The 19,101-nt window shown below is 70.5% G+C and carries 15 protein-coding genes; 6 read left to right on the plus strand and 9 right to left on the minus strand.

Annotated elements, in window-relative coordinates:
• Nucleotide 1 precedes the first annotated feature (1 nt).
• The 6 genes from O3Q52_RS01440 to dnaK all read right to left on the minus strand — a co-directional run bounded on the left by O3Q52_RS01440 (nucleotide 2) and on the right by dnaK (nucleotide 6,198).
• A complete protein-coding gene (locus tag O3Q52_RS01440; protein ID WP_269646928.1) occupies nucleotides 2-517 on the minus strand; it encodes a hypothetical protein in 516 nt (171 codons plus the stop codon).
• 140 nt (nucleotides 518-657) lie between these two features.
• Entirely contained in the window at nucleotides 658-1,698 is a 1,041-nt protein-coding gene (locus O3Q52_RS01445; RefSeq protein ID WP_269646929.1) for a hypothetical protein, read from the minus strand.
• A 210-nt stretch (nucleotides 1,699-1,908) separates the two neighbouring features.
• Nucleotides 1,909-2,376, minus strand: a complete 468-nt coding sequence (locus tag O3Q52_RS01450; protein ID WP_055615521.1) for a heat shock protein transcriptional repressor HspR — start codon at nucleotides 2,374-2,376, stop codon at nucleotides 1,909-1,911.
• A 7-nt stretch (nucleotides 2,377-2,383) separates the two neighbouring features.
• A complete protein-coding gene (gene dnaJ, locus O3Q52_RS01455; RefSeq protein ID WP_055615522.1) occupies nucleotides 2,384-3,580 on the minus strand; it encodes a molecular chaperone DnaJ in 1,197 nt (398 codons plus the stop codon).
• 87 nt (nucleotides 3,581-3,667) lie between these two features.
• Nucleotides 3,668-4,336: a nucleotide exchange factor GrpE gene (grpE, locus tag O3Q52_RS01460; protein WP_269646930.1), complete on the minus strand. Its 669-nt coding sequence runs from the start codon at nucleotides 4,334-4,336 to the stop codon at nucleotides 3,668-3,670.
• Nucleotides 4,333-6,198 carry a molecular chaperone DnaK gene (dnaK, locus tag O3Q52_RS01465; protein ID WP_269646931.1) on the minus strand — a complete coding sequence of 622 codons (1,866 nt, stop codon included), beginning with the start codon at nucleotides 6,196-6,198 and terminating at the stop codon, nucleotides 4,333-4,335. The genes grpE and dnaK overlap by 4 nt, the downstream gene beginning before the upstream one ends.
• A 392-nt stretch (nucleotides 6,199-6,590) precedes the next feature.
• Here dnaK and O3Q52_RS01470 point away from each other — a divergent pair, with 392 nt between their 5' ends.
• Nucleotides 6,591-8,882: a (Fe-S)-binding protein gene (locus O3Q52_RS01470; RefSeq protein ID WP_269646932.1), complete on the plus strand. Its 2,292-nt coding sequence runs from the start codon at nucleotides 6,591-6,593 to the stop codon at nucleotides 8,880-8,882.
• Between the two features lie 75 nt (nucleotides 8,883-8,957).
• Here O3Q52_RS01470 and O3Q52_RS01475 read toward each other — a convergent pair whose 3' ends face one another.
• Both O3Q52_RS01475 and O3Q52_RS01480 read right to left on the minus strand, forming a co-directional pair.
• Nucleotides 8,958-9,248, minus strand: a complete 291-nt coding sequence (locus O3Q52_RS01475) for a hypothetical protein (RefSeq protein WP_269646933.1) — start codon at nucleotides 9,246-9,248, stop codon at nucleotides 8,958-8,960.
• Nucleotides 9,248-9,556 carry a hypothetical protein gene (locus O3Q52_RS01480; protein WP_269646934.1) on the minus strand — a complete coding sequence of 103 codons (309 nt, stop codon included), beginning with the start codon at nucleotides 9,554-9,556 and terminating at the stop codon, nucleotides 9,248-9,250. Before O3Q52_RS01480 ends, O3Q52_RS01475 begins: the two co-directional genes overlap by 1 nt.
• 161 nt (nucleotides 9,557-9,717) lie before the next feature.
• On the opposite strand from O3Q52_RS01480, the gene O3Q52_RS01485 reads away from it, so the two are divergent.
• The 5 genes from O3Q52_RS01485 to O3Q52_RS01505 all read left to right on the plus strand — a co-directional run bounded on the left by O3Q52_RS01485 (nucleotide 9,718) and on the right by O3Q52_RS01505 (nucleotide 16,073).
• Complete coding sequence (locus O3Q52_RS01485) at nucleotides 9,718-9,975, plus strand: GntR family transcriptional regulator (RefSeq protein WP_269646935.1); 258 nt, start codon at nucleotides 9,718-9,720, stop codon at nucleotides 9,973-9,975.
• A gap of 173 nt (nucleotides 9,976-10,148) precedes the next feature.
• Nucleotides 10,149-10,571 (plus strand): GntR family transcriptional regulator, encoded by a 423-nt coding sequence (locus O3Q52_RS01490; protein ID WP_269646936.1) that lies wholly within the window; start codon nucleotides 10,149-10,151, stop codon nucleotides 10,569-10,571.
• Entirely contained in the window at nucleotides 10,571-11,533 is a 963-nt protein-coding gene (locus O3Q52_RS01495; RefSeq protein ID WP_269646937.1) for an ABC transporter ATP-binding protein, read from the plus strand. The genes O3Q52_RS01490 and O3Q52_RS01495 overlap by 1 nt, the downstream gene beginning before the upstream one ends.
• Nucleotides 11,530-12,549, plus strand: coding sequence for an ABC transporter (locus tag O3Q52_RS01500; RefSeq protein ID WP_269646938.1), 1,020 nt, complete (start codon nucleotides 11,530-11,532; stop codon nucleotides 12,547-12,549). The genes O3Q52_RS01495 and O3Q52_RS01500 overlap by 4 nt, the downstream gene beginning before the upstream one ends.
• Nucleotides 12,550-12,719: 170 nt before the next feature.
• Nucleotides 12,720-16,073 carry a S8 family serine peptidase gene (locus O3Q52_RS01505; RefSeq protein ID WP_269646939.1) on the plus strand — a complete coding sequence of 1,118 codons (3,354 nt, stop codon included), beginning with the start codon at nucleotides 12,720-12,722 and terminating at the stop codon, nucleotides 16,071-16,073.
• Between the two features lie 12 nt (nucleotides 16,074-16,085).
• Here the strand turns inward: O3Q52_RS01505 and O3Q52_RS01510 are convergent, their stop codons facing one another.
• Nucleotides 16,086-19,046: an AAA family ATPase gene (locus tag O3Q52_RS01510; protein ID WP_269646940.1), complete on the minus strand. Its 2,961-nt coding sequence runs from the start codon at nucleotides 19,044-19,046 to the stop codon at nucleotides 16,086-16,088.
• Nucleotides 19,047-19,101: the final 55 nt, after the last annotated feature.

Below are 19,101 nucleotides of genomic sequence, written 5' to 3' on the forward strand. Positions count from 1 at the left end.
CTCACGAGAGGCTGCCGACCCCGACCCACTCCCGCAGCAGCCCCTCCCGCTCCGCCGCCCGGGGCGACCCGTCCTCCTGCGCCCGTCCCCACTGCGCCATGGCGGCCAGCGTCGCCCGCAGGGTGGCCTCGCCCGCCGTCAGGTGGGACAGGAGGGACAGCGAGAGGTCGTACTCCTCCTGGGAGTAGCTGGAGGCCGCCGCGTACACGGTCAAATCGGTGGTCCCGTCGGCCGCTTCGACGAGGACGCTCATCATCGGCGGCGCATCGGTCTCGCCGAAGCTGGTCACGGTCAGCACCATGTCCACCATCACGCTGATCCGACGTTTGAGGGTCTTCAACGGGACATCCTCGACCGTCAGCCCACGCACCTCGTCCCACGGCCACAGGTCCGAGCTGCCGTCACCGAGCGACACGACCCCCTCCGGCGTCAGCCGCACCCCCGGGGCGCGCCCGGACGGTTTCGCCCCCACGTACACATCGCCCTCGGCGATCCAGAACAGCCCCACCATGGCCATGGGCAAGCTCCATTCCCCCCGTGAATCCAACGGATCCGTCGATCGGTAGATCAGCAGTCCAGTACATGATCCCAACACATGGGAGGGCCCGGAAGCTGTCTCAGCCTCCGGGCCCCTTCACGTGGTTGCCACGGTCACGACTACGGAAGCCGGCAGTCCCAGCGCACGGGAGTGCTGTTCCAGCGGCCGTAGGCGATGTCGTGGTCGGTCAGTGCCGTGACCTCGGCGGTGGGGAAGGGCGTGGTGTCACTGGGCAGAGACCGCGTGACCCCGTTCTGGATCAGCCACAACTTGGTGTCCGGCGTGGTAAGCACGACGACCGAGCCGTGCCTGTTGACCGCCTGCGGTGCGCCTTCGCCGAGGACCTCGGGACCGCCTGCGGTCCCGTTCCGCCAGAGCAGGATCGAGGTCGGGCCGGTGGCGTGGACCTCGTACCCGAGCGCGGTGTCGCCGGCCACGGCCTCGGCCCTCGACCCGGTCTCCGGGCCGGGCCGGTGCTCGGGGAGTCGCTCCGGGGTGCCGTCGGGGCTCCAGCGGGCCGCGTGCGTGGAGGTTTCGGGGCCCGCGTCGGTCCAGCCGACGATGGTGCCGTCGTCATCGATGTCGGTGCCGCGCCCGCCGGCGTCGCCGGGAGGCAGGTCCAGCGGACGCACGTCGCCCGCCGGTGTCCAGAGCACCGGCACGGGCCGCTGACCGGGAGCACCGGAGGCTCCGGAGACCGTGCCGTCCGCGTTGATGGACTCCGGGATGGTGTCGAAGCCCGGCTCGATACCCGGCAGTGCGCTGAACTCACCGTTCCGGTAGAGCCACCCCGCCGACCGGTAGGTCTCGTTGTCGAACTCGGACCCCACGATGTCGCCGTGCGCGTTGATCCCCTTGGCTCCGGTGCGGGTAGTGCCCAGATCCTCGGGCACGCCATCGGTCCACCGGATCAGGTGGTACACGAAGGCCGTGTCCATCATGTAGCCGACCTGGAATCGGCCGGTGGGGTCGGCGTCATACACCCCGGCCCGATAGGTGCCGGCGGGTACCGCGAGCTGCGACCTGGTGCACGGTGCGCCGACCTGCGCCGACCGCTCGGCGGCCGCACTCGCGGTGGGCGGGGCGGTGATGGCCGTGGCGATGGCCGTCAGGGCGAGGGTGAGCAGAACGCCTCTGGTACGTGTGATCGGTCTCAACATGTCCCCCCGTATGTGTTCGACTGCGTTCGATCCAGAAGTGATTCGAATCCATATGCCCAGAGGAACGCGAACGGATGGTGACGTACCGTCAAATTCCCTGCGGGCGAGGGGCGCGGAGGGCGTTCGGCCAAGCGGCGCCACACGAAGGGGCCCGGAGGTTCAGTCGAACCTCCGGGCCCCTTCGCATGATTGACGCGGTGTCAGTCCGCGTCAGTCCGACTGCTGTCGCTTAGGGCGCCACACCACCAGCGCGCTCGTCTGCTGGACCTCCTGGTACGGGACCAGGTCGCGGCGGTACGAGGCGTGGACGGCGGCCTCGCGCTGCTGCATCGCCGCCGCCGCGCCGTCCAGGGCCGCTTCCATCTCCGCGACGCGGGACTGGAGCGCGGCGACCTGGTTCTCCAGCTCGATGATGCGCTTGATGCCGGCGAGGTTGATGCCCTCGTCCTGCGACAACTGCTGGACGGTGCGCAGCAGTTCGATGTCACGGGCCGAGTAGCGGCGGCCTCGCCCGGCCGTGCGGTCCGGGGAGACCAGGCCGAGGCGGTCGTACTGGCGGAGGGTCTGCGGGTGCAGGCCGGAAAGCTGGGCGGCCACCGAGATGACGTACACCGGTGTTTCTTCCGTCAGCTCATATGCGGAATAAGAACTCTGTCGACGGCGTCCGGTTGCGTCCATGGTGTCCTCATGCTCCCTTCGCGGCCTGGAACAGCTCCGCCCGCGGGTCCTCGTCCGCGGTGGCCTCGCGATACGCCTCTAGCGCGTCACGAGCCTTCCCCGTCACGTCCGTGGGAACACTCACCTCGACGGTGACCAACAGGTCCCCGCGGGTGCCGTCCTTGCGGACCGCGCCCTTGCCACGGGCGCGCATCGTACGGCCGTTGGGCGTGCCCGGGGGCAGCTTCAGGGTGACCGGAGGCCCCCCGAGCGTGGGCACGCGGACCTCGCCGCCGAGCGCCGCCTCCGTGAAGGTGACGGGCACGGTGACGGTGAGGTTGTCGCCCTTGCGGCCGAAGACCGGGTGCGCGTCCACATGCACGGTGACGTACAGATCGCCCGCGGGCCCGCCCCGCTCGCCCGGGGCGCCCTTGCCACGGAGCCGGATGCGCTGGCTGTCCGACACCCCGGCCGGGATACGGACCTGCATGGTGCGGGACGACTTGGCGCGCCCCGAGCCGTTGCAGACCAGGCACGCGTGCTCCGCGATCAGGCCGCGGCCCTTGCAGTCGGGGCACGGGTCGGTCAGCGAGAAGCCGCCGCCCGAGCCGCGCGCCACCTGGCCGGTGCCGACGCAGGTCGGGCACACGCGCGGTGTGCCGTTCTTGTCGCCGGTGCCCGAACAGGCCTTGCAGGGGGACTGCGAGGTCATGCGGAGGGGAACGGTCGCCCCGTCCACCGCCTCCGTGAAGCTGAGCGTGACCTCGGTGTCGATGTCCTGGCCGCGCCGCGGCTGCGTACGCGTGCCGGTCGTGGCGCCGCCACGGTTGAACAGGCCGCCGAACACGTCACCGATACCGCCGCCGAAGCCGCCGGCGCCGCCCTGGCCGCCCGCTCCGCCCTGCCCCGGGCCGCCACCGAAGAGGTCGCCCAGGTCGAAGTTGAAGTTGCCGCCTCCGGCGCCCGGTCCGGGCCTGAACCCGCCGTTGCCGAAGAGGGCGCGCGCCTCGTCGTACTCCTTGCGCTTCTTGGGGTCCCCGAGGATGTCGTTCGCCTCGGAGATCTCCTTGAAGCGGTCCTCGGCCTTCGCGTTCCCCTTGTTGGCGTCCGGGTGGTACTCGCGGGCGAGCTTCCGGTACGCCTTCTTGATCTCGGCCTCGGTGGCGTCCTTGGGGACGCCGAGGACCTTGTAGTAGTCCTTCTCGATGAAGTCCTTGGTGCTCATCCTCGACGCCCCTCCTTCCGCACGCCACTGTCACGTACGCGCTTGGTGTTCGTGCTGCATACGGGCGCGCGTACGCCCTGTTTCACGTCAGCCCTCGTCCGGGCCACCGCTCTCCTTGTCGTCGGCCGCCTGCGTCCCGTCCGTCTCGTCGCCCTTGACCGTCTGCGCGCCGGGCTGGGGCTCGGCGACGGCCACCCGCGCGGGGCGGATGGTGCGCTCGCCGAAGCGATACCCCGGCTGCAGAATGGCCACGCACGTCGTCTCGGTGACGTCCGGTGCGTAACTGTGCATCAGGGCCTCGTGGATCGTCGGGTCGAAGGGCTCGCCCTCCTTGCCGAACTGCTGCAGACCCATCTTCGCCGCGACGGTCTCCAGCGACTCGGCCACCGACTTGAAGCCGCCGACCAGTTCGCTGTGGTCCCGCGCGCGGCCGATGTCGTCGAGCACGGGCAGGAGCTCGGTCAGGAGGTTCGCGATGGCGATCTCCTTGACCGCGATCCGGTCGCGCTCGACCCGGCGGCGGTAGTTCTGGTACTCGGCCTGGAGCCGCTGGACGTCCGCCGTGCGCTCGCCGAGCGCCGTGCGTACCTGGTCCAGCTGAGCGGTGAGGCCTGCGATCTGTGCTGCTGCTGCCGCGTCCCCGGCCCGGGCCGCCCCCTCCTCCACGGAGGGGCCAGCCTTCGGCTCGGCGTCTTCAGGGGTGGCGCCGGAGGGGACGTCGGGCTGCTCGTCGAAGCCCGGGGTCTCCTCTGTCACGCGGCACCGTCCTTGCGGTCACGGTCCTCGTCGACGATCTCGGCGTCCACGACGTCGTCGTCGGCGGCCTTGGCGCCCGCGCCCTCGTCGGCACCCGGAGCCTCGGCGCCGGCGGCACCCTGCGAGGCCTGGGCGTCCGCGTACATCGCCTGGCCGAGCTTCTGGGAGACGGCGGCGACCTTCTCGGTGGCCGTACGGATCTCGGAGGTGTCCTCGCCCTTGAGCGCGGTCTTCAGTTCCTCGATGCTCGTCTCGACCTCGGTCTTGACGTCACCGGGGACCTTGTCCTCGTTGTCCTTGAGGAACTTCTCCGTCTGGTAGACGAGCTGCTCGCCCTGGTTGCGGGACTCGGCGGCCTCGCGGCGACGGTGGTCCTCGTCCGCGTACTGCTCGGCCTCCTGGCGCATGCGGTCGACCTCGTCCTTCGGCAGCGAGGAGCCGCCGGTGACGGTCATCTTCTGCTCCTTGCCCGTGCCCAGGTCCTTCGCGGTCACGTGCATGATGCCGTTGGCGTCGATGTCGAAGGCGACCTCGATCTGCGGGACCCCGCGCGGGGCCGGCGGCAGACCGGTCAGCTCGAACATCCCGAGCTTCTTGTTGTACGCCGCGATCTCGCGCTCGCCCTGGTAGACCTGGATCTGGACGGACGGCTGGTTGTCCTCGGCCGTCGTGAAGATCTCGGACCGCTTGGTCGGGATCGTGGTGTTGCGCTCGATGAGCTTGGTCATGATCCCTCCCTTGGTCTCGATACCGAGGGACAGCGGGGTCACGTCGAGGAGCAGGACGTCCTTGACCTCACCCTTGAGGACACCGGCCTGGAGGGCGGCGCCGATGGCGACGACCTCGTCCGGGTTCACACCCTTGTTGGCGTCCTGGCCGCCGGTCAGCTCCTTGACGAGCTCGGCGACGGCGGGCATACGGGTGGAGCCACCGACGAGAACGACGTGGTCGATCTCGCTGAGCTGGATGCCCGCGTCCTTGATGACGTTGTGGAACGGCGTCTTGCAGCGCTCCAGCAGGTCGGCCGTCAGCTGCTGGAACTGGGCGCGCGTGAGCTTCTCGTCCAGGTGCAGCGGGCCCTCGGCGGACGCGGTGATGTAGGGCAGGTTGATCGAGGTCTCGGTGGACGAGGACAGCTCGATCTTGGCCTTCTCGGCGGCCTCGCGGAGGCGCTGGAGGGCCATCTTGTCCTTGCCCAGGTCCACGCCGTGGCCCGCGGAGAACTGCTTGACCAGGTAGTCCATGACGCGCTGGTCCCAGTCGTCACCACCGAGGTGGTTGTCGCCGTTCGTGGCCTTCACCTCGACGACGCCGTCACCGATCTCCAGGAGGGACACGTCGAAGGTGCCACCGCCGAGGTCGAAGACGAGGATCGTCTGGTCGTCCTTGTCGAGGCCGTACGCGAGGGCGGCCGCGGTGGGCTCGTTCACGATGCGCAGGACGTTCAGGCCCGCGATCTCGCCGGCCTCCTTCGTCGCCTGACGCTCGGAGTCGTTGAAGTACGCCGGGACGGTGATGACCGCGTCCGCGACCTTCTCGCCCAGGTACGCCTCGGCGTCGCGCTTCAGCTTCTGCAGGATGAACGCGCTCATCTGCTGCGGGTTGAAGTTCTTCCCGTCGAGCTCGATGGACCAGTCCGTGCCCATGTGACGCTTCACAGAGCGGATGGTCCGGTCCACGTTCGTGACCGCCTGGCGCTTGGCGACCTCTCCGACGAGCACCTCACCGTTCTTGGCGAAGGCGACGACGGACGGCGTGGTCCTGGCGCCCTCGGCGTTGGTGATGACGGTGGGCTCACCGCCCTCCAGAACGCTGACGACGGAGTTAGTCGTGCCCAGGTCGATGCCGACCGCACGTGCCATTTCAATTCCTCCAGCAATGACTTGAGTGGAACAGGCTCAAGTGTGCACGACGCTCACCGCTCGGTCAACAGAGGTGAGTCTTGGGGGCTCAACTCTTATCTCACCCTTACGCGCAATTAGGCCCTGACCTGCGGGTCGACTGTCGGCTGCGGGGCGGCGGGGGCAGTGACACCACGCGGCGGAGCCGCGTGGTGTCACTGCCCCGCGCCCCTAAAGGGGCACGACTCACTCAGGCAAGCCTCAGCGACGCAGATCACCGCACCCCTGACTACAGTGCGGACACAGGAGTGGGTAGTCTCAGAGGACTGCATAAGTTACCGCTTAGTAATCAATCTTCGGGGAACCGGGAGACCCACCCCGAAGAGAACCTCGCAGGCCCGAGGAGTCCCGAAATGCAACTCGCCGCGATCATCGTGTCGCTGGTCCTGACCGTGGTCGGCGTTGCGCTCATCGCCCGAGCCGTCGCGCAGATCTACCGGTTCGTGAAGCTGGGCCAGCCGGTGCCGGCGGGCAGCCGCACCGACAACCCCAAGGCTCGCACGATCACCCTGGTGAAGGAATTCCTGGGTCACACCCGGATGAACCGCTGGGGCATCGTCGGCTTCGCCCACTGGTTCGTCGCGATCGGCTTCCTGACGCTGCCGCCGACCCTCGCGCAGGCCTACGGCCAGCTCTTCGAGGCGGACTGGGTGCTGCCCGTCATCGGCGGCTTCGTGCCGTTCGAGATGTACACCGAGTTCATCGGCGTGATGACGATCGTCGGCATCGTCGTGCTCATCGCGATCCGGCTGCTGAACCTGCCCTCCCGGGCCGGCCGCAAGTCCCGTTTCGCGGGCTCCAAGGCCTGGCAGGCCTACTTCGTCGAGTACGTCATCCTCACCATCGGCCTCGCCATCTACACCCTGCGCGGGCTTGAGGGCGCGATCCACGACGTCGAGCACTACGAGGCCGCGTACTTCGCCTCGTACCCCCTGGTCCTCGCCTTCAAGGGGCTCTCCCTCGGCGCGCTCCAGAACCTCATCTACCTCGTCGCGATGATCAAGATCGGCACCTCGCTGATCTGGATGATCACCGTCGCGCTGAACACCAACATGGGTGTCGCCTGGCACCGCTTCCTCGGCTTCCCGAACATCTGGTTCAAGCGGAACGCCGAGGGCGGCACCGCGCTGGGCGCCCTGCTGCCGATGACGTCGGGCGGCGAGCCGATCGACTTCACCGACCCGGGCGACGACGACGTCTTCGGCGTATCCCAGGTCGAGCAGTTCTCCTGGAAGGGCATCCTCGACTTCTCCACGTGCACCGAGTGCGGGCGCTGCCAGTCCCAGTGCCCCGCCTGGAACACCGGGAAGCCGCTCTCCCCGAAGCTGCTGATCATGTCGCTGCGGGACCACGCCCACGCCAAGGCCCCCTACCTGCTCGCCGGTGGCGGCAAGGACATGGAGGGCAACGAGAAGGCGTCCGCGGAGCAGCTCAAGGACGTGCCCGCCGCCGCCCTCGCCGAGGCCGAGCGGCCCCTCATCGGGACCCTCGAAGAGAACGGCGTCATCGACCCCGACGTCCTGTGGTCCTGCACCACCTGCGGCGCCTGTGTCGAGCAGTGCCCCGTCGACATCGAGCACGTCGACCACATCGTCGACATGCGCCGCTACCAGGTGATGATCGAGTCCGCGTTCCCGTCCGAGGCGGGCACGATGCTCAAGAACCTGGAGAAGAAGGGCAACCCCTGGGGTCTGGCGAAGAAGCAGCGCCTGGAGTGGACCAAGGAGGTCGACTTCGAGATCCCGGTCGTCGGCAAGGACATCGAGGACCTGTCCGAGGTCGACTACCTGTACTGGGTCGGCTGTGCGGGTGCCCTTGAGGACCGCGCCAAGAAGACCACCAAGGCCTTCGCCGAGCTGCTCCACATCGCGGGCGTCAAGTTCGCGATCATGGGCGGCGACGAGAAGTGCACCGGTGACTCCGCCCGCCGCCTGGGCAACGAGCCCCTCTTCCAGGAGCTCGGCATGGAGAACGTCTCCGCGCTGAACATGGCGTTCGGCGAGGAGATGGACGACGAGGGCAACTTCACCGCCGAGTCGAAGAAGCCCAAGTCCGCGAAGAAGATCGTCGCGACCTGCCCGCACTGCCTCAACACCCTCGGCAACGAGTACCCGCAGCTCGGCGGCGACTACGAGGTCATCCACCACACCCAGCTGCTCCAGCACCTGATCGACGAGGGCAAGCTGATCCCGGTGACCCCGGTCGAGGGCCTCATCACCTACCACGACCCCTGCTACCTGGGCCGTCACAACAAGATCTACACGCCTCCGCGCGAGATCATGTCGGCCGTCCCGGGCCTGCGCCAGCAGGAGATGCACCGCCACAAGGAGCGCGGCTTCTGCTGCGGCGCCGGTGGTGCGCGGATGTGGATGGAGGAGCGGATCGGCAAGCGCATCAACAACGAGCGCGTCGACGAGGCCCTCAGCCTCAACCCGGACATCGTCTCCACCGCCTGCCCGTTCTGCCTGGTCATGCTGACCGACTCGGTCAACGGCAAGAAGAACGACGGCAAGGCGAAGGAGTCCATCACGGTCGTCGACGTGGCCCAGTTGCTGCTCGACTCCGTGAAGACCCCGGTCGACGACGAACCCCCGGCGGGTGCGGCCGATTCGGAGAACGAGCCGGAGCCGCAACCGGTGAAGTAGCCCACCACGTCAGCACGGCCGACACCCCATGTCCCGCCCGGGCATGGGGTGTCGGCGTCCTCTGGTGGTCGGCGCTCAGTTCAGCCGGCTGAGGCGTCGGCCCCGGCTCTCGGCCACCCGCAGGGCCGCCTGCAGAGCCTCGCTCAACCGCTCGGCGAGGAAACGGAGTTCGCCCCGCGGACTGTCCGGCAGCATCTCGTGGGCGTGCGCGAGGAGTTCCGTACCCATGCCGAGCTGGATGGACTCGGTGGCGTCGGCGAGGCGGGACACCGGGCCGCCGTGGTCGTCGCTGATGAGATAGCAGGGCTTGCCCTCGGGCCCCGACCAGGGCAACAGGCGCGGCTGTTCCAGCGGCTGCGGTTCCATCAGGCGACCTCCACCCCGTGGATCCAGTACGGTCCCGGCGTGTCCAACCCCAGGGTGGCCAGGGCGAGTTCGCGGCGCCGCCACCACTGCTCGTGGGCGGTCAGGTAGGGGCGTACGGGCTGGGTGGCGGTGGCGTCGAGGGGGGTGTCCAGGCCGTACGGGCTGCGGTGGGCGGGGAGGGGCGGCACGACGGCTCGCGGTGGCGGGGAGGTGGCGGGTGCCGGGTGGGCCGGCCGCCCTCGATGCGCTCCGCGTGGGATGAGCAGGAGGCCCACCCAGGTGGCGAGGCGGTGGATAAGGTCGGTCATGTCATCAGCTCCGGTTCAGGAATTGCTGGTGGCCGCGCCCCCGGACGGCTTGCTTCCGTCGCGGGGGTCTTCTGCCCGCACCTTACCCATAGTGAGGCAGGTGTACTAGGGGGTATCAGGGATCGCACTGGTGTCCTTAGTATGGACATGGTGGTGTAGTGATGCAGTTCGTACCAGATATCCCTCGCTGGCGACAGGTCGCCGAAGTCATCCGGAGCCGGATCGAGGACGGGACCTACCCGCCGCGTACCCGAGTGCCGTCCGTCCAACAGATCATCGCCGAATTCGGGATCGCCACAGCGACCGCGCAGAAGGTGCACAAGGGCTTGCGCACGGAAGGGCTCATCCACACCGAACCCGGCCTCGGCTCCTTCGTGACCGAGCAGTCCGCCACTCCCTCCGCACCGGACAAGGGGTAAGCGGCAAACAGCCGACCAGAACCGCGACCTCCGTCCAAGACCCTTCCGCCGATCAACTCGCGGGAGGGTCTTCGGCGTTCGGTGACCAGAGGTCTTTGACAGGTACGCGATCCGTACTCCATCATCTCCATCATCAATCCACTAGTTCATTAGCTAAAGGGTGGTGATGGAAGTTGGAGTTCCGGATCGACAGGCGGAGCGGGGTGGCCGCCTATCAGCAGATCGTCCAGCAGACCAAGCAGGCCCTGCGCCTCGGCGTACTGGTGCCCGGGGACCAGTTGCCGACGGCCAAGGAGGTCGCGGCGACCTCCGCGGTCAACCCGAACACGACGCTCAAGGCGTACCGCGAGCTGGACCGGGAGGGCCTGGTCGAACTTCGGCCGGGCCTGGGCACCTTCGTCCGCCAGTCGCTGGCCCGTCCTCAGGCGGGGGCGGACTCACCGCTGCGGGGTGAGCTGGAGGCGTGGATGGACCGGGCCCACGAAGCGGGTCTGGAACAGGAGGACGTGACCGCGCTGGTCACGTCGGTGATGGAGGAGCGGTACGCCGAGACCAGCGCGACCGCCGGGCACAAGGGACACGGGGGACACGGATGATGAGCAACGGGACGGGTTACGGGGGACACGAGATATACGGGGGCCTCGCGGGCGAGTCCGCGATAGAGGCCCACGCGGTCGGCAGGAAGTACCGCCGGGGCTGGGCCCTGCGGGACTGCTCCTTCCGGCTGCCGGCCGGGCGGATCTGCGGTCTGGTGGGCCCCAACGGCGCGGGCAAGACCACGCTGATGTCCATCGCCGCCAACCTGCTGGAGCCGACCGCCGGCACGCTGCGGGTGTTCGGCGCGGCCCCGGAGTCCGCGGAGGCCGGCCGGCGTACGGCGTTCCTCGCCCAGGAGAAGCCGCTGTTCAAGCGCTTCACCGTCGCCGAGACCCTGCGGTTCGGCCGTGAACTGAACCCCGGCTGGGACCAGCGGGCCGCCGAGAACATCGTCCGCGCGGGCAATGTGCCGTTCGAGGCGAGGATCGGCACCCTCTCCGGCGGCCAGCGCACCCGGGTGGCGTTCGCCGTCGCCTTCGGCAAGCGCCCCGACCTGCTGCTCCTCGACGAGCCGATGTCCGACCTCGACCCGCTGGTGCGCCACGAGTTGATGAGCACCCTGCTGGCCGAGGCCGCCGAGCGCGGCACCACCGTGCTGATGTCCACCCACATGATCGCCGAGCTGGAGAACACCTGCGACTACCTGTTGGTCATCGCCGAAGGAGGGCTGCGGCTCGCCGGTGAGGTCGACGAACTCCGCACCGCGCACGCCGTGTTGACCGGGGTCCACTCCGACGGGCGGGCGCCCGCGGAGCTGGCGTACCACACGGTGGTCGAAACCCGTACCAGCGGACGGCAGTTCACCGCGCTGGTCCGCCCCGACGGGCCGGTCAGCGGCGGCCCCTGGCAGGCGAGCACCCCGAACCTGGAGGAACTCCTGCTCGCCTATCTGCGCTCCCCCGAGGCACCGCCCCTGATCAGTCCCAGCTCCTACGTCGCCCCGCAGGCGGTGGCGGCATGAGCACGATGACCAGCACCGGAAGCACCGGCGGACCGGCCCCCGCCGAATCCGCCCACCCCCAGGCGGGCCGTGGCCGTGGCCTGCGGCTCAGCGGCATGAACTGGCTCGTCTGGCGTCAGCACCGGGCCGCGTACTGGACCCTGCTGGCCACCGCCGCGATCACCGTCGCGTTGATGCTCTACGGGCGCCAGCAGATGGTGACGTACCTCGACGGCTACGGCTGGCCGGACCTGAAGTCCGGCTGGGAGGAGAAGTTCAACCGGAGGCCGCTCAGCATGGCCGGCCAACTGCTCGGCTACGCGCCCATCCTGATCGGTGTCTTCCTGGGCGCGCCGCTGCTCGCCGGGGACCTGGAGGGCGGCACCGCCAAGCTGGTCAACGCGCAGTCCACCAGCCGCGTCCGCTGGCTCGCCACCAAGCTCGGGGTGACCGCACTCGTGGTCGCGGTGTCCACCGCGGCGGCCTCCGCCGTGTTCACCTGGTGGTGGTCGCCGGTCAAGTCGTCGCAGTACGCGCTGGACTGGTCCGACGGAAACGCCTTCGACAGCAGTGGACCCGTGCCCGTGGCGCTCACCCTGTTCACCGTCGTCGGCGGCATCGCGATCGGCATGCTGCTGCGCCGGACCCTGCTGTCCATCGTCGTCACCTTCGGCTTCGCCGTCGTCGTGCAGATGGTGTGGTCGCACTTCCGGATGTCCCTCGGGGACGTCATCACCGTCACGACCAACGGTGTCGGGGGAGACAACTTCCCGAAGCTGCCCGACGGCGCCTATGCCGTGGACCAGTCCTACCTCACCGCGTCCGGCGACCTCATCGGCTACGGCAGCTGCAACGAGCCGACGGAGAAGGCCGCCAACGCCTGCCTGGAGAAGGCACAGGTCGTCGGCTGGAACGTCGAGTACATCCCGATCTCCCAGATGTCCTCCATGCAGTGGCTCGGCGCCTCGATCCTGCTGGCCCTGACCGCCGGCATCGCGGCCTTCGTCATCCTCTGGGGCCGCAAGCGCCTCGTCTGACCGAGCGCCGCCGTCCGGCCGGGCGCCTCGTCCGGCCCGACCCCCTCGCAGTCCCTCTCGCAGTTCTCTTCGCAGTTCTCCTTTCTGTCCTTTTCCCAGTACGCGGCCGAGCGGCCACAGTGTCGCTCCGCCGCGCCCTGACGCTGCCCCGAGCCGGCGAACACATCGCCATGAACCATGTCGAAAGGCCCGAGTTGAAGTCGCACAAGCACAGGAAACGAGCGGTCGTGACGGTCCCGCTGGCCGCCGCTCTCACGGCGGCGCTCGGCGCCGGACTGCTGGTGAGCACGTCCGGCGGCGCCCAGGCCGCCCCCGTCGAAAGCCCCCTCCCCGCCGCCGCCAGGACGGTCACGCTCGTGACCGGCGACAAGGTGGCCCTGGACGCCAAGGGCAAGGTCACCGGTGTGGTGGCCGCCGAGGGCCGCAAGGGGATCGGCTTCCGCGTCCAGCAGGCCGCCGGTCACGCGTATGTCGTGCCGCGCGACGCCGAGCCGCTGATCGCGAACGGCACGGTCGACCGCCGGCTGTTCGACGTGAAGCGGCTGGTCGGCGGGCACTACGACGACGCCCGCCGCTCCGACGTACCGCTGATCGTCACGTACGACAAGGGCACGTCCCTGTCGGCCGGTACGTTCCGGAGTTCGGGCGCGACCGTCCGCCGGGACCTGCCGAGCATCAACGGTGACGCCGTACGCGCCCGTAAGTCCGAGGGCTCCGCCCTGTGGAAGACGCTCACCAGCGGCACCGGCTCCGCGAAGGTCAGGAAGATCTGGCTGGACGGGAAGGTGAAGGCGAGCCTGGACCGGAGCGTGCCGCAGATCGGCGCGCCCGCGGCCCACTCGGCGGGGTACGACGGCAAGGGCGTCAAGGTCGCCGTCCTCGACACCGGCATCGACGCCACGCATCCGGACCTGAAGGACCGTATCGACGCGGAGAAGAACTTCTCCGCCGCCGCGGACACCGTCGACCGCGCGGGCCACGGCACGCACGTGGCCTCGACGATCGTGGGCTCCGGGGCCGCGTCTCCCGCGGGCACCAAGTACGCGGGTGTCGCGCCCGGCGCCCGGCTCCTGGTCGGCAAGGTGCTCGACGACGAGGGCTCGGGCGACGACTCCGGTGTCATCGCCGGTATGCAGTGGGCCGTCGCGCAGGGCGCCGAGGTCGTCAACATGAGCCTGGGCGGCGAGGACAGGCCCGGTATCGACCCCGTGGAACAGGCCGTCAACGACCTGTCGGCCAGTTCCGGCGCCCTGTTCGTGATAGCCGCCGGCAACGATGGTCCCAAGGAAGGCACCATCGGCACGCCCGGCAGCGCCGCCGCCGCGCTCACCGTCGGCGCGGTCGACCGGCAGGACGCCATCGCCGAGTTCTCCAGCCGCGGTCCCACGGCCGACGGCTCCCTCAAGCCCGACCTCACCGCGCCGGGCGTGGACATCGTCGCCGCCAAGGCCGCCGAGGGCTTCATGGGCGACCCCGCCGCCGACGGCTATGTCTCCATGAGCGGTACGTCGATGGCGACCCCGCATGTGGCGGGCGCCGCCGCGATCCTGGCCCAGCAGCACCCGGACTGGACCGGCTCGCGGATCAAGGCCGCCCTCACCGCCTCCGCGAAGCCGGCCGCCGCCACCTCCGCGTACACGCAGGGCACCGGCCGGGTGGACGTCGCCGGGGCGATCACCCAGCAGCTCACCAGCAGCCCGACCTCGCTGGACTTCGGGACACAGGAATTCCCCCACACCGACGACCAGCCGGTCACCAAGGACGTCACGTACCGCAACGCGGGTACCGGGCCGGTCACCCTCGACCTGGCCACCGAGGCCTACGGCGACGACGGAAAGCCCACGGCCGAGGGCCTGTTCACCGTCTCGCCGCAGCAACTCACCGTCCCGGCGGGCGGGGAGGCGACCGCCACCGTGACCGCCGACACGCGTGCGGGAGCGGCCGACGGCAGCTTCGGCGGCTCGGTGACCGCCACCACCGCTGACGGCACCACCACCGCGCGCACCTCCCTCGGCGTCGTCCGCGAGGTCGAGTCGTACGACCTGACCATCAAGCACCTCGACCTCGAGGGCAAGGTCCCCGACGACGCCGAGACGGGTATCTACGGCCTGGACAACGACATCTGGACGGAGGTCGCCGACAAGAAGGACGGCGAGGTCACCATCCGTCTGCCGAAGGGCCGTTACGCCCTGGAAGGAAGGTTCTTCACCGGCAACTCCGGACGGTCCGTGCTGCTGTACCCGAAGTTCGCGCTGACCAAGGACACGACCCTGGTCATGGACGCCCGGAAGACGAAACCCGTCAAGGTCACCGTGCCGGACGGCGCGGCCAAGCCCGCGGGCGCGATGTTCTTCTTCCACGTCGACGTCAACAACAAGCCGTACACGTCTCTGTACGACGCCCCCTCCTTCGGCAGCATGCGTGTCGGACAGCTCGGCGCCCCGGTGCCGGCCGCCGAGGCGTCCGCGATGTACCACGGAATCTGGACCCACAAGGCCGTCAACTACCGGCTGGCCTGGAACCGTACGGGCGACCTGTCCGGCTTCACCAAGAACGTCAGGCGCTCGCAGCTCACCAAGGTCAAGATCGTCGTCGGGACGCCGGTCAAGGGCAAGACGGCGACCGTCTGGGCCGCGCCGCTGATGCCCGGCGGCTACTTCAACCTCTTCCAGACGCCGGGCCGTCTGCCGCTGACCGGCACCGACTACGTACTGCCCAACGGCATCAAGTGGTTCTACCAGGTCAGCCAGCTCGGCGCCCCCGACGTGGAGGGCGATCCGACGTGGGAGAACGCCCAGGTCGGCGCGCCCAGGGCGTACGCGGCGGGCAGGGACTACACCCAGCGCTTCAACGTCGGCGTCTTCGGCCCGTCCCTCCCCTCGGGTCCGCTCGCGCACGGCTTCGACCGGCCGGGCGCGATCCGCTCCGGCGACACCTTCTCGGCGTACCTGCCGCTGTTCTCCGACGGCGGCGGCAACGTGGGCAACTCCGCCTACACGAAGGCCAGGAGCTCGCTCCACGCCGACGGCGAGGAGATCTTCACGGTGGACGAGCCGCTGGACGGTGAGTCCCACACGGTCCCCGCCGGCCGGCGCAGCTACAGGCTCGACGTGGACGTCTCCCGCTCCCCGGCGCAGTCCGCCGTCAGCACCCGGGTCGCCGCGACCTGGACCTTCGCCTCGGCGCACGTCGCCGGTGAGGCGCCCGAGCGGCTGCCGCTGACGGTCGTCCGCTTCACCCCGAAGCTGTCGCTGGCCAGTACCGCCAAGGCCAGGACGACTCTCACCGTGCCCTTCACCCTCCAGGGCGCGGCCACCGAGGTCGCCTCGCTGCGCAAGCTCGCCTTCGCCGTCTCCTACGACGGAGGCAGGACCTGGAAGAAGGCCAGTGCCGTGGACGGCAAGTTCCTCAAGCTGCGCAGCCCGGCCAAGCCCGGCACGGTCTCGCTGCGCGCCACCCTCACCGACGCCGACGGCAACACCCTGAAGCAGACGGTCTACGGGGCCTACCGCACGACCAAGTAGGGCACGTACTGCCTATGCCCGAGTGTCTTCGGGCGGACCTGAGCGGGACCCGGCGTCCGTGAGCGCGGCGCCGAGTTCCGCTCTGCGGCGGATGCCCAACTTGCGGTAGGCACTGGTCAGATGAGTCTCGACGGTACGCCGGGCCAGGTGCAGCAGCTCCGCTATCTCCATGTTCGTGCGGCTCTGCGCGGCGAGCTCCGCGATCCGGCGCTCGCTGGCGGTGAGCGAACCGGACCCCGTCCGTGCCGTCGCCGCGCGGCGGGCGCCGCCCTCGCGCAGGGCCACTTCCGCCGTCGCCCGCATCCGGACCGCGCCCAGCCGTTCGGCGCGTTCGGCAGCCTCCCGGAGTGACTCGCGGGCCCGTGCCCGATCCCCGGTGGCGGTGAGCAGGCGCCCCTGTGCGATCAGCGCCGGGATCAACTCCGTTTCGACCGGCTCCCCGGCCGGGGTCGCGGACCCGCCGCCGTCGGAGGCCGCGTCGAGGGACGCCTCGGGTGGTGTCGCCTCGGGTGTTCCGGCCGACGCCCCGCCGGCCCCCTGCCGCAGGACCCGTACCGCCCGGTCCGTCAGATCGAGGCCTCGGCGGCCGCCGGTCGCCGTGCCCAGGACGCGCAGGGCCCGGCCCAGGACACGGGGCGTGTTCCACACCGTGGCGAGGCGGAGTTCCTCCTCGGCCAGGGCCAGCGCCTGGCGGGGCCGGCCGAGCGCGAGGTGGCACTCCGCCGACGCGGTCCGCCAAGGGGTGACGACCGGGCTCGCCACGTCCCGTGCCGACTGGTGGCGCCCGCACTCCAGGAAGTCGCCGAGCGCGCCCGCCGGATCGCCGGTGGCCGCGCGCAGGACACCGCGCGCGTAGAGGAAGCGGTTCAACTCCCAGGTGTCGTGCGGGTTCTGGAGGCCGAAGCCGTCCGCGAGCCGGGTGGCCTCCTCCGTACGGCCCGTCTCGACGAGCGCGATCAGCGCGTGGGCCTGCGCGTTGGCAGGGTCCGGCCGGCCCGCGACGGGGCTCAACGCCTCCGGGTCGGCGAGCAGTTCGGCGTACGCGCCACGGGCGGCGGCGATGTCGACCTGTACGTTCAGCAGCGCCAGGTGCATCGGGTGCAGCAGCGACGGGCGCTGCCCGGCCAGGCCGCGTCGTACGAGCCGTCCGGCCTCGTCGAGCTGGTCGGCCCACTGGGCGACCGCGGCGGCCGTGCCCAGCAGGAACCCCTCCGCGAGCGGGTCGGCCGGCTGCGCCAGCAGGGCGCGGATCCGGCGCATCGCCGACGCCGCCGAGGTCAGACCGGCCGTCGACTCGTAGCGTACGAGCAGCGCCTGCCCGGCCGTGCCGACGAGCTGCGGCGAGCGTTCGGCGGTCTCCCGCAGCCAGCGGTACACCTCCCGCCGTGTCCCCGGGTCGTGGTCGGACAGCAGCGCCGAGGCGGTCTGTACGGTGCGGACCAGGTCCGGATGGCCGGTCAGATGCTCGTCCTCCAGGCCGCGCAGCACGTCGATCGCGGTGCGCGCCTCGCCCCGCCGGGCCAGCGCCGTGCCCAGCGCGACCGCCGCGCGCACCCGGTCGCGCGGCAGACCCGGCAGCCGCATCGCCTCGGCGAGCCGCGGTATCCCGGCCGTCGACCGTACGGTGGCGTACTCCAGCGAGCCCAGTTCGGTGAGGACCACGCTCCGGCGGGCGTCCGGCATCGGCTCGTCGAGGGCGCGGCGCAGGAACACCAGGGCATCGTCGCTGCGGTCGTCCCGGACGGCCAGGTCCGCGGCGTCCAGCAGGACACCCGTCGCCCACGCCTCGCCGACCGGGGCGGACCGCAGCAGCTGCCCGGCCACCGCCTCGGCGCTGTCACCACGGCGCAGCATCGCCTCGGCCGCCCGGTGGTGCGCCGCCTGCCGCAGTGCGCCCGACCAACTGCTCAGCACCGCGTCCCGCAGCAGCGGATGGGCGTAGCGGGGCCGTCCGGAGGGGCCGGAGCGCAGCAGCCCGAGGCCGGTCATCGCGGTGAGCCAGCCCGGTACGCGGGCGGGGTCGGCGCCCGCCGTCCTGGCGAGCAACCCGGCGTCGGCGTCCCCGTGTCCGCCCCGGCCGCTCTCGCCGTCCCCGTCCCCGTTCCCGTCCTTCTCGTCGCCCTCCTCGTCGTCGTCCAGAGCGGCGAGCGCGCGGGCGACCTCGGTGGTCGTGGGCCCGGCGCTGTCGAGCCACCAGGACACGGCGGCCGCGTAGGAACCGGGGTAGAGCGCCGCGCAGTTGTCCGGAAGGACCGCCGGGGTGTCCTCCGGGGCAGTACTCACGACGTCGTCCAGCAGGGCGCGCAGGAGCAGCGGACTGCCCGCGCCCGCCCGTACGCAGTCGTCCACCCACTCGGCCGGGGCGGGACGGCCGAGGGCCGAACGGACCAGCTCCGCCGCGGAGCCGGCGCTCAGCGGGGCCAGCGTGCGGGTGCGGACGAGGGCGGGGGAGAGCGTGTGCACCAGCCCGTCGGCCGGCGGATCGATGTCGTACTGGCTGCGTTCGGTCACCACCATCAGCACGGGTAACTGGTCGATCCGCCGCACGGCATCGACCAGCCAGCGGCGCGAGGACTCGTCGGCGAGGTGCACGTCGTCCACGGCCAAGAGGAGAGGCGCGTCATCCGCGTACGAGCGCAGCAGACGCCACAGCCGTGCGGGCCTGCCCCGGTGGGGCGGGGTGCCGGGCGGGTCCGGCTCCTCCCCCGCGGCCGAGTCGAACCCGGGTCCGTGCGCGAGGAGCTGGAAGACGGTGTCGAACGGCACGGAGGTCTGGTCCGGCGAGCAGCGGGCCCGCAGGACGCGCATTCCGGCTGCCTCCGCCTGCTCGGCGGCGGCCTCCAGGAGTGCGGTGCGGCCGGTGCCGGTGGCGCCGCGCAGCAGGACGAGACGGCCGGATCCGGCCCGGGCCCGCTCGGCCTCGGCGGCCACCAGCTCCAGCTCCTCCCGGCGCTCGAACAACGCTACGGACATCCCTGCCTCCCTCGTGGCCGTGGTGCGTTCCGCTGTGTGGGACGGGGTGGAGCGG

It is taken from the genome of Streptomyces sp. ActVer, from assembly GCF_027270795.1.
GTDB classification, from domain to species: domain Bacteria; phylum Actinomycetota; class Actinomycetes; order Streptomycetales; family Streptomycetaceae; genus Streptomyces; species Streptomyces umbrinus_A.